We start from the raw sequence: 11,467 nt of genomic DNA on the forward strand, positions 1-11,467 counted from the left end.
CAATGGCTAAGAAAACATAGGGCAGATAAGGCTTTTAGAAAGTTTCGTACACATAGTAAACTTTGGTAACTGTGGACAGCGATCGCTTCGAAAGCCCTACGTTTCTTAGCCGGACCGTTGTACACAAGCTCTGAAAAGCCAACCGCACAGTCAAGCACATTTCATTTTGCTCGTGCCTCACAAAATAAAAAGTGCTTGCCTTTTTCCACAGCATCCGAATGAATTGAATATCCCGAAAATCTAAATAATCATCCTATTTTTATATATTTGTGTCAAACATTTCTAAAGATGACAGAAATAGGAAAACTCTTGGACAAAAAATCAGTTAATAAAGCTGAAATATCCAGAAGAACAGGAATAAGTGCTTCTCGACTGAGTGAATTGAGTTTAAAAAACTCTACACGTTTGACAGCTGAAGAACTTTATTTAATTGCTTTAGCAATTGATAGCGAACCTGCTGTAGTTTTAGAAGAAGTTTGCAAACATTTAAAATTAGAAATTAATAATGGCTAAGGTTGCTTTCAAAGTTTCCGCAAGAGCGGGAAAGTTGTTGGGTAGAGAAAATTTCTCTAACCCAGAAGGAGCTATTATTGAATTAGTCAAAAACTCTTATGATGCTGATGCAAAAAATTGCCTAGTACTTTTTGACATTCCAACAAAAAAGGTAAAAGACAGCGATGGAAAAGAAATAGAAATCCCTGTTAGAGAAAAAAGCATCTTATATATTATTGACAATGGTGAAGGAATGACTGAAAAAGTTATTAAAGACCATTGGATGCAAATTGGAACAGGCAATAAAGAGAAAGATTATATCTCTGACGATAAGAGAACCAAAACTGGCGCAAAAGGAATTGGACGTTTTGCATTAGACAGACTTGGATTTGAAACTGAAATGTGGACTCTTTCCAAAAAAGCAAAGAATGGTATTGGCTCTTTTTGGAAAATGGACTGGAATCAATTTGATAATGCGGACAAAGCTATTTCACAAATTGAAGCTGAATTAGAGTCTTCTAAAATTGACTTGAAGGGTAAAATTAAAAGCCTTACTAATAATAATGTGCTTATAGAAAAAGTTGTAAAAGGTTTGAACTTTGATAGAGGTACAATCATTAAAATAACAAACTTAAAAGATGATTGGTTTAATGAAGAAACATCTTCTGTCTTCAAAAGTTTAGAAGCTCTAATTCCACCAAAAGAACTTAATATTCCTTTCGAAGTTTTCTTTAAACATTTTCAACAACCTAAAGAGTTCGGTAAAGTTGATACCGCATTTTTTAACGATTTTGACTATAAACTAAAAGCTAGTTATGATGCTGAAAATCTGAATGTAGATTTTGAAATTACTAGAAATGAAATTGACATTAAGTCATTAAAAAAGAAATATCCCAACGTTTATAAAAACAAAAGCCATCCTTACGACTTACAAACTTTAGAAAACAAAACATTTAGGTATTCGAAGTCTATTGACAAAGTGTTAGAATGGAAACTTAATGATTCTAATAAAAAAATGCTCAAAGATGTCGGAAACTTTGATTTGACATTTTATTATTTAAAACTAGTTAATTCTAAAAAAGAAGGATATCCATATAAAAACATTGTTTCCAAGGAAAGAAAAGCTGTTTTAGAAAGGTTTGGTGGTGTCAAAATTTATCGAGATTCGTTTAGAGTAAGACCATATGGAGACCCGAATAATGATTGGTTAAGACTTGGAGTTAGGGCTACAGCAAGTCCAGCTAGTGCTGGTCAAAGAATTGGTGATTGGCGAGTAAGACCAGAATCAACTGCGGGTATTGTCACTATTTCAAGATTAACAAATCCATTGTTAATAGATAAGTCTGATAGAGGAGCTTTACAAGAAAATGAAGCGTTTGATACGTTTAAATTTATCATAACAGAACTAATTAATGAATTTGAAGTTGATAGGTCAAAAATGCTACATCCTTTATTCCTTGTTAATCAAAAAAAGAAAAAACAAGAAAAAGAAAAAGAGATAAATCGCAGAGCCGAAGAACTAGCTAATAAAATTGTAGAGCAAAGAAAAAAAGTAGAAGAATCTATTTATGGGAAGACCGGAAAAATAGACTTATTCCAAGAAAAGAAAGAAGAGGAAGAAAAAAAGACCTATGAAGAGGCTTTCAAGGATACTTTTAAAGCTATCGATGATGAAAAGGCAGAACAAGAGAACCAAGAAATTGTTCAAGTAAGGTCATTGGCAAGCTTAGGACTTGTTGTATCGTCTTTTGCTCACGAATTAAAGGAAATTAAGGATAATGCAATTGAAGTAAAACAACTTGAAGAAATCTTCAAATCTATTGTTCCAAAAGAACAGAAAAAATCAATTAAATATAAAGATGGAATTGATATTATAGAATTGTTAGATGAAAATTCTGATAAAATAATTCATTGGGTCGACTATGCATTAACAGCAATAAAAAAAGACAAAAGAACTAGAGGTAAATTTGAATTTACTGGTTTTTTTAAATCATTAAGTAAGTCTTGGAGTAGAATTTTTAAGAAGAAAGACATTTTATTAAATATTGTTGATAAAACGAAAGATAAATCATATGAGTTTAGAGCATTCGAAATGGATATCTCAACCATATTTACAAATCTTATAAACAATTCAATTGATTCATTTAATAATCTAATTGAGGTTCAGGAAAGAATTATTGATGTTTCAGCTAATATTAAAGGGGATAATGTTGAAATATTATATTCAGATAATGGCGTTGGATTAGATGAAGTTTTTGAAGACAAGGAAGAAATATTCCTGCCTTTTAAAACTGCAAAAAGAGATAGAAAAGGAAAAGAAATCGGTACTGGCTTAGGAATGTATCTCGTAAAATCTGTAATTGATGATAACAATGGAACTATCGATATTTTAGAACCAGAAAAAGGCTTTTCGGTTATGATATCATTTCCACTAAGAAAATAAAATTTATGGAGGCTAAATATAGAATTGGTTACATCGATGAAGATGTTAAACAAGTAAAAAAATATCAAAGACGTTTTAGAAATTATGGAATAGAAATAATAGGTTATGAATTCTATAAGGGAATGACTTTAGATGAACTAATGCATCAAGTTTATGAATCTGATATAGATTTATTAATGATTGATTATAAGTTAAACGAAACTAACCAAGTTACTTTTAACGGAGAAGTTGTAGAAAGTGAGTTTTATGACAAGAAACCTTTATTTCCGCATATCATTTTCACTAATAAGGTTGAACAAGCTGAACCTCACGTAGAAGACTGGAAAATTATTTTTGATAAGGATGATATTTTTAGTGAAGACGATGAAGATGAGAAGAAAGTACAGCATTTTATAACAACATTGTTTAAGAGTATCGAACAATATAGAAATCACGTTAATAAAAAGAAAGTCATTGTAACAGAACTATTAGAAAAGGGAGAGAAAGAAGGTTTAACAGCTTCCGAAAAAGATTTATTAATTTCTAAACAAGAGGAATTACTAGCTTTAGATAAAAGTGAGAAAAATGAAATACCGAAGCATTTACTAACTGAAAAGAAATTAGACGATTTATCTAAAACTAAAAAAGATGCTGAAGATTTTCTTCAATCTCTAATAGATAAAAGAAAAAAGTAATTGGTGTATGAAAGTAAGAGCTACATTACCAATTAGAAGAACAGTTACTACCAAACAACCAACTGGTAAAAATTGGAGCGAACATAAACCTGACCTACAAGAAGATTTTAATAATTGTTGTGGCTATTGTGATTCCTTTGACGGGTTCAGACATACATATTTTGAAGTCGACCATTTTATACCAAAGAGTCTCTTTGAAAAGAATGGAAACATTGATTATTGTCAATATGACAATCTCACTTATTCCTGTAAATATTGTAATAATAAAAAGGGAAGTAAATGGCCATCAAAAGATGAAACCATACCAAATATTAACAACCAAGGCTTTGTTGATGCTTGTTTACCTGATTACGAAAATCATTTATACAGAACATCCTCAGGTAGTATAATGTGGAAAACAGATTTGGGTAAATGGATGGCTACTAAAGCCTTTCGATTTGATGAAAGAGAACGTTCAATAATTGTCTTGTGGAATTTAAATGAGCTAAGAAAAATCATAAACGCCTTAATAGTTGAGTTGGAAAACTACCAAATTGGAGATGGAACATATGAATTAATAAAAGAGAAATTGGGGGATTATTCTCTCAAATATTTTATTTATCATCAAGAATTGATGGAATATTATAATGAATAAAAAAAGTACAGGTTCATATTACACGCCAGAATATTTGGCAAGCTTTATTTCTAAAAGAGTCTTATCTCATTTTAGAAACAGAACTCGTATGTCAATATTGGAACCTAGTGTTGGTGATGGAGCTTTTATTTCAGAATTAGAGAAAGAGAAAAACATAAATATCAACTTAACTGCATTAGACATTAACAAAGTTGAATTGAAAACAGCTTCAGATAAATGGACTAGAAAAACGGCTTCATTTGTAGAAACAGACTTCTTAGAATTTTCAACAACTAAACAATATTCAGCTGTAGTTGGTAACCCACCATATGTCAAAAAAAACATACTTACTTCAAAACAAATTGAATTAAGTAAAGAAATACATTCTAACGAAAATTTGACAGAAGCATCAGTTAAAAATATTTGGACAACATTTTTAGTGAAAGCAAATACATTGTTGGCTAAAAATGGAGTTTTGGCATTTGTCTTACCATCAGAATTATTGCAAGTTAAATTTGCAGAAGAGATTAGAGAATATTTAAAAGCTCAATTTGAAAGAATAGAAATATTTACATTCAACGATTTAATGTTCGAATGCAAAGGGCAAGATACAATAGTACTTTTCGCATATAAAAAATCAGAAAACAAAGGAGAATTTTTCACCAACATTACTTCAAAAGAATTATTAGATAATAATAGCTTTGTTTTAAGAAATAACCAACTATTGGTTTCTTCAAAGGTTAAATGGACACATCATTTTTTAACTACTGATGAACTAACATTTATTGACAATCTAAAGGGAGAACTTAAAACAGTAAATGACTATTCAGATTCTAAGCCTGGAATAGTGACAGGTGCAAATAATTATTTCATAATTGATAGAGAAACAGAAGGCAAATTCAATTTATCACAATATACAAAGCCAATTATCCAAAAAGGGCTCTATGTAAATGGAAGTGTGGTTTTTAATGATGAAAATATAAAAGAACTTGAAAAAGATAATCGTCCGACAAGGCTTCTACAGCTTAACGATAATGACAAGATTTCAAAAAATTTACGAGAGTATTTAAAACTAGGTGAATTAGAAGAAATTCCAGACCGATATAAATGTAGAATCCGAAACAATTGGTATGTAATTCCAAATATTTCAGAAAGACCAGATGCTTTCTTTTTTAAAAGAAGTCATTTATATCCAAAGCTTTTGAAAAATGATTCAGGTGCTTTTGTGACAGATTCTGCGTATAAAGTCAGTATGAAAAGTGGATTTGATTTGAACAGTTTCATTTATTCATTCTACAATACGCTAACCTTACTTCTTTCCGAATTAGATGGCAGATATTATGGTGGTGGAGTTTTAGAATTAATTCCAAGTGAATTTAAAAAGTTACCCATTCCATACTTTGAGATTGAGCAAAATCAATTTGAAAATTTCACAACTGATTTTGAAAACAAATCAAATATTGAGCAAATATTAAATCAAAATGACTTTAATATACTTAACTCAACATTGGGAATAGACTATGATAATCTAAAAAAACTGACAGAAATAAGAAATAAATTAAAAAAGAAAAGATTACGTGAATATGCCAACGCTTAAAGCCATACACATTTGCAATTCGCTACAGCCAAAACACAAGCCCAAAATTGCAAAAGAGTATGTCTTTTCCAACGCTGAATGACAATCTGAACGGAAAAAAGCCAGTGTACAACAATGTATAAAAATAATAGCGGTTTTGTCGCTAAAACGAAATTAAGTAAATATAAAAAAGGTCTGTGTTTAACCGAAAAGTTAGTGCGTAAAAATCCGCTACTATTCTTATACTAACCGTTGGCAAACATTTGATGAAACAGAGAACTAAAGACATTTTAGCTATTATTTTGATAATAATTGTAACTGCTGAATTGCTGATTTATAAATCTGAACTGAATTTTGCTCACTCTGATATTTATAAGATTACGTTCCTTAATTTAGTTGTAATAATCGGATTTATTTTCTGGCATTCCAAAAAATTAGGACATCGGATTTTATCGATTGTAATGACAATTGGAATTGGACTGATAATTCTTTTCTTTGAGTTTGTTGGAGATTTTTCAGGAACTGAAAAGAAGCATAGTTCGTGGGAAATCAATGATTTTGAAATCATTTATACAACTCAAGAATACTTCGCAGGACCTGGAAGTAAACCGTATTTGAAATTAAGGAAAAAGTATTTATCTGGAATTTTTTATAAGGATATTGATGAAACCGAAACTGAAGTTCTTTTTTTTAAATCTGAACCAAAAGACTGTTTCGTTAAATTTATAAAGACCAAAACTGAATTTGACCTTTGCGAAAAGAAACAACTGAAATAAAAAACGATTTGCCAACACCGTGTATAACTAATTGCTAGTCAGTGATTATTCGGAAAATTCCTGCGGAATTTTCCACAGGTTCGGTTTCTTTTACTAACTTAGTTCTCGCCAACGCAACTAGCCATAACACAAACACGTTGCCACACATTTGAACCAAACCAATGAAATGTAAAGAATGCCAAAGTAATATGACTTCCGAAGATTATATTTTCGGATATAAATATAGTTGTGAAAAGTCAGATTGTGGAAATATTCAAATCGAATACCTAAATAATAAACAATGTTGTACTCATCCAAATAATAAACTCACACGATTTTATAATGACGAAATTGACGCAATGAATTATGCCGACAATTATTTGGTAAATAATCAATGTCAAAATTGTGGCAGAAAAAATGGAACAGCATTTAAAAAGTCCGATTACGACAAAGCCGAATTAGACAGTTTTGATTATTCACTTTTAAAAAGAATTGAGGAATTAAAAGCAAAATATAGTGAAGAGATAACGGAGATTTCTAATTGGAAAAAAGAAAAACGGAGAGATACTTTTTGGGACGATTATAATGAATATTTAAAATCGGAACAATGGCTTGAAAAAAGAAAAATTGTGCTTGAAAGAGATAAAAATATTTGCCAATCTTGTTTAACAAAAAAAGCAACTCAAGTTCATCATACAATTGGTTATTTTAGAAAAAACGAACCTCTTTTTACATTGTTTTCAGTTTGCTACGAATGTCACGATATAATAACAGAAATTGAGCGCGGAAATCATAAAACCGCAAAAAAAATTACACACTGAAGAAAAAACGTGTGGCAACAACGTGTATAATTAATGGCTAGTTCTAGCCTACTTACGAAAATCCTCGCGGATTTTCTATTCGGTTTATATTTGCTAAATTAGTTGCTTAAACACGCCACTAATCATACACAAAACCGTTGGCAACAATATCCGAACGAAACGCAAAACGAATGGAAGAGAAATTAAAACAAAGTATTCTGACTTCATATCTGATTGGAGCACCAATCGGAATTTTGACAGTAATTGCGACTATTTGGATTCCATTATTATTAACTGGAGAAGGACTTTTGACAATGGTAATAATTGGAACATATGGAATATCTACAATCGGACTTGTAGTTGCATTTCTGAATGCTCTTTGGATTGGCGGAAAATTAGCCTATAAGAATATCAAAAACGGAAAATCATTACTTCTGACTTCCTTTAAATACTCAACTGTTGTGAATTTAATAATCTGGACAACTTTTTGTCTGATTGTAGGTCTAACTGTTGCGGAGGAAAAATTTCTGATGATGATTCCACCGATTATCGCTTTTGTTGTTTGTACAGTTCTGACAACATTTTCAATCGGACTTTTAATTTCATATATGATTAAACGAATAAATAATAAACCGACTGAAATAAAAAATACAGTTGCCAACACCGTATAAAATTAATTGCTAGTGCAAGCCTGCTTACGAAAATCCTCGCGGATTTTCTATTCGGTTTGTATTTGCTAAATTAGTTGCTTAAACAACGCAACTAATCTTATACAAACACGTTAGCCACAAGCTGAAAAAAAATCCCAACTACAAATGATTGAATGGATAAATAACAAATTCGGAACTAATTTTACAGAAAATGATTTAAAGAATATTAAGGACTTTTCGCTATTATGGAACATATTCGAAAACTTGGTTTGTGATAGAAATTGTACTATAAATCGAATAGAAGAAAGTTTAAATCAAATCGAATTCCAAATTGAGGATTTTGAAGACCATTTAAATTATTTTAAAGAACGTTACACAGCAGACAATAATACAAATGAACGTTTCGAATATTTACGTATTGTTCCTAATGCAAGAAAGGAATTTGTTAAACAGGTGATATTAGGAAATGACAACAATACATCGAATAAAATTTTAGCTCTTGCTATAATCGTTTATAGATATAGAAATAACCTATTTCACGGAGAAAAGAATTTTATGCTACTAAACGAACAAGAAGAAAATTTTAGTGTTGCTAATCAAGTTCTAACTTCAATACTTACACATTATTAATATTTGAACAAACTACAAGAAATATTTAGCAACAGAGAAATTTCATTACTCATTTGGCTTGGAGTTTTCATTCTATTTGTTCTTACTCAAAAATCAATGAGAAATTCATTGAAAGATGTTGTGAAATTACTTTTTGGCAAATACTTTCTTGCAATCTATTTAACTTTAGGCATTTATTTATTTGGAATATTTAGTTTATTAAAAGCAATTGGACTTTGGACATCAGCTGATATTAAAGATTCAATCTTTTGGCTTTTTTCAGTTGCATTCGTTTTGGTTTTTAGCCTAAATAAAGCCAAAGACAGCAAATACTTTAAAGAAATTCTAATTGACACTATAAAAGTGATTGCGATATTAGAATTTGTAATTAATTTTTACAATTTCAGTTTAGTAACAGAACTAATATTGCTTCCTATATTAATCTTCATTGTAATGCTACAAGCAGTTGCAGGTTTGGATTCAAAGAATGCTCAAGTAGCAAAATTGCTAACGAATTTAATGGCAATATTTGGTTTTGGCCTTTTAATTTATTCTATCTATCAAATGGCAAATGGATATTCTGATTTCTTTAAATTAGGAACACTACACTCATTTGTATTACCAATAGCAATTACAATACTTTTCTTGCCTTATTTATACTTTTTATCACTTTACAGCATTTACGAATCATACTTTATTAGGCTCGATTTTATGACTGTAAAAAAAGGAAAAGTAAAGAAAGTAAAAAAACATATCAGAAGAAGAGCTCACATAAACATTAATCGACTGAATAGAATAATGGAACGTTTTGATAAAAAAGTGTTTTATGATGACACGAATTTGAAAAAGTATGTAAAGAAAATAAGCAAACGGAAAAAGCCAGTGGCTAACAACGTGTATAAAACATAGCTATTATAGGCTTTCCGAGAGGTTTTTGTATATTTACAAAGTACGCCAAATTTTTTATTTGGTTATATTTATAAAAGAAAATTAAACATAAAAATAAAAAATTCGGCTCGTGCTAAATCCGAAAAGTTAGCGTTTATTTATACGCTACGTTTCATACACAAGACCGTTGGCAATAATTTGAATGAACATAATTCGAACAATATTAATAATTGCAATTTGTCAAAGTTGCGCGGATAAAAACTTAGATACCGACTTGCTTGGTAATTGGAGTTCAACGAATAGTGCAAATATTGTGGATTTAAGATTCTACAAAGATTCTCTTTTGACAAATTCTTGGGAACGAGAAACCAAGTACTCCTGGAGAAGTGACAATTCAAAAATTTATTATACTCAACTAACAAATATTGACCCTGATTTAAGAACCGACTTTGTTTTTGAATATAAAATGAATTCTCAAAAGGATACTTTATTCATCAAAACAGAGACTGATTCTTTACGCACAATTGAATTATCGAAAATTAATAATGCATATCAATACTTTGAAAAAAACATAAATCTCGACATTGATTTAGTCAAGAAAGAAAACGGACTCATTCCGAGCGGAAATAAAGAATTTGACTATAATATTTATGTTGGATATAAAAATGGCAAACTAATATCAAAATCAGATAAATATATAAACCTATCGGGTATCGAACTTGCAACTATGGAATATATTTTTTCATTTAAGGAGCCAAATGAGAATGATTTTAAATATATGTTGTTCGTGGATAAAAAAGTTCCCAAAAAACAATACGATTCTATTAAGTCTCTTTTAGAAAATACTAGGATTAAAAAAATATTTCGAGTATATACCAATAACAAAGTGGATTACACAAAAACCGATTGGAAATCGGAATTGAATTGGTATGGAACATACGAATGAAAAAACTATTGCCAACAATGGCTATAAGTAATTGCTTGTTCTCACCTACTTCTGAAAATCCTCGCGGATTTTCAGTTTGGTGTGTACTTGCAAAGTTAGGTACTAAAACACGCAACTACTCATAGCCGAGACCGTTGCCACACATTAAATGAAACAAGTAATATCATTAATTTTTGTTCTATTTCTGTCGAATGCCTATTCGCAATACACAAATAATTATACGGATTTAACTAAACCCTTAAATAAAATAGAAACCGAAATCGACACTATTTTTTATGGTAATGGTAAACCGAGATTTATAACAGTTCGAACGAAATTTGAAATTGATAACGAAGTATTTAAGACAAATATTGGAACTAAGAATGTATTTTATCGAAATGGGGAAATCGCTCGAAAAACAGAAATAGATGATTTTGGCAACTATTTGAGCGAAAAATTATTTGATAAAAATGGTAACTTAACCGAGGAATGGATTACTAGAAAAATTGACAATCGAGCCAAGAATTTAACCGATTTTATGAATGACAAATCATTTGGCGATTTTATAAAAGAAATCAACTATTACAAATACTCAAATAAAATTAAGAAATGGTACAAATACAAAGAGGAAACTTTAATTCTAACAGAAAGTAAATTTACTGAAACTTGGAATTTGCTGAATGAAGATGGAAAAATAATAAAAACAAAAACGAAGAGTTACGCAGAGTAACGTGTGGCAACACTGTATAAAAAAAATAGGGCAAGTAAGTGCTAAACCCAATGTATCAGGCACTTTTGCGAGGTCGCCAAATTTTTTGATTTGGCTTTAGAACAAAAATATAAAACAAAATGCAAAAGATTTGGCTTGTGGAGAATCCGAATAGTAATTGCTTATTTACAGCCCTACTTCTTTTATACTAAACGTTGTGGTGCATTTAAGAAATGGAAAACTTAATAGAAAAATCTGCTGAACAAATAAAGGACCGAATTCAATTTTGGTTCTTAAAATATTTCAATAAAACCAAAACGGATTTTAATGGAA

Annotated in this window: 12 protein-coding genes; all 12 read left to right on the top strand. The window is 30.2% G+C overall.

The window, feature by feature from the left end:
* Positions 1–288: 288 nt before the first annotated feature.
* Complete coding sequence (locus tag H4O20_RS08280) at positions 289–513, top strand: helix-turn-helix transcriptional regulator (RefSeq protein ID WP_185098926.1); 225 nt, start codon at positions 289–291, stop codon at positions 511–513.
* Positions 506–2,935 (top strand): sensor histidine kinase, encoded by a 2,430-nt coding sequence (locus H4O20_RS08285; protein ID WP_185098927.1) that lies wholly within the window; start codon positions 506–508, stop codon positions 2,933–2,935. The genes H4O20_RS08280 and H4O20_RS08285 overlap by 8 nt, the downstream gene beginning before the upstream one ends.
* Positions 2,936–2,940: 5 nt before the next feature.
* The gene (locus H4O20_RS08290; protein ID WP_185098928.1) at positions 2,941–3,609 is read left to right on the top strand and encodes a hypothetical protein; all 669 of its coding nucleotides are present in this window, start codon (positions 2,941–2,943) and stop codon (positions 3,607–3,609) included.
* 7 nt (positions 3,610–3,616) lie between these two features.
* Positions 3,617–4,243 carry an HNH endonuclease gene (locus tag H4O20_RS08295; protein WP_185098929.1) on the top strand — a complete coding sequence of 209 codons (627 nt, stop codon included), beginning with the start codon at positions 3,617–3,619 and terminating at the stop codon, positions 4,241–4,243.
* Positions 4,236–5,819 carry an N-6 DNA methylase gene (locus H4O20_RS08300; RefSeq protein WP_221442793.1) on the top strand — a complete coding sequence of 528 codons (1,584 nt, stop codon included), beginning with the start codon at positions 4,236–4,238 and terminating at the stop codon, positions 5,817–5,819. The genes H4O20_RS08295 and H4O20_RS08300 overlap by 8 nt, the downstream gene beginning before the upstream one ends.
* A gap of 245 nt (positions 5,820–6,064) precedes the next feature.
* Positions 6,065–6,574 carry a hypothetical protein gene (locus H4O20_RS08305; RefSeq protein ID WP_185098930.1) on the top strand — a complete coding sequence of 170 codons (510 nt, stop codon included), beginning with the start codon at positions 6,065–6,067 and terminating at the stop codon, positions 6,572–6,574.
* A 161-nt stretch (positions 6,575–6,735) separates the two neighbouring features.
* Entirely contained in the window at positions 6,736–7,374 is a 639-nt protein-coding gene (locus H4O20_RS08310; RefSeq protein ID WP_185098931.1) for a hypothetical protein, read from the top strand.
* 170 nt (positions 7,375–7,544) lie between these two features.
* A complete protein-coding gene (locus H4O20_RS08315) occupies positions 7,545–8,024 on the top strand; it encodes a hypothetical protein (RefSeq protein WP_185098932.1) in 480 nt (159 codons plus the stop codon).
* A gap of 144 nt (positions 8,025–8,168) precedes the next feature.
* The gene (locus H4O20_RS08320; RefSeq protein WP_185098935.1) at positions 8,169–8,633 is read left to right on the top strand and encodes a hypothetical protein; all 465 of its coding nucleotides are present in this window, start codon (positions 8,169–8,171) and stop codon (positions 8,631–8,633) included.
* Positions 8,634–8,729: 96 nt separating this feature from the next.
* Entirely contained in the window at positions 8,730–9,521 is a 792-nt protein-coding gene (locus H4O20_RS08325; protein WP_185098933.1) for a hypothetical protein, read from the top strand.
* Between the two features lie 181 nt (positions 9,522–9,702).
* Complete coding sequence (locus H4O20_RS08330) at positions 9,703–10,446, top strand: hypothetical protein (protein ID WP_110476603.1); 744 nt, start codon at positions 9,703–9,705, stop codon at positions 10,444–10,446.
* Positions 10,447–10,594: 148 nt separating this feature from the next.
* Positions 10,595–11,155, top strand: coding sequence for a hypothetical protein (locus H4O20_RS08335; protein WP_139856803.1), 561 nt, complete (start codon positions 10,595–10,597; stop codon positions 11,153–11,155).
* Positions 11,156–11,467 lie beyond the last annotated feature (312 nt).

Origin of the sequence: Aequorivita sp. 609 (genome assembly GCF_014212065.1) — a bacterium.
Classification (GTDB): Bacteria; Bacteroidota; Bacteroidia; order Flavobacteriales; family Flavobacteriaceae; genus Aequorivita; species Aequorivita sinensis.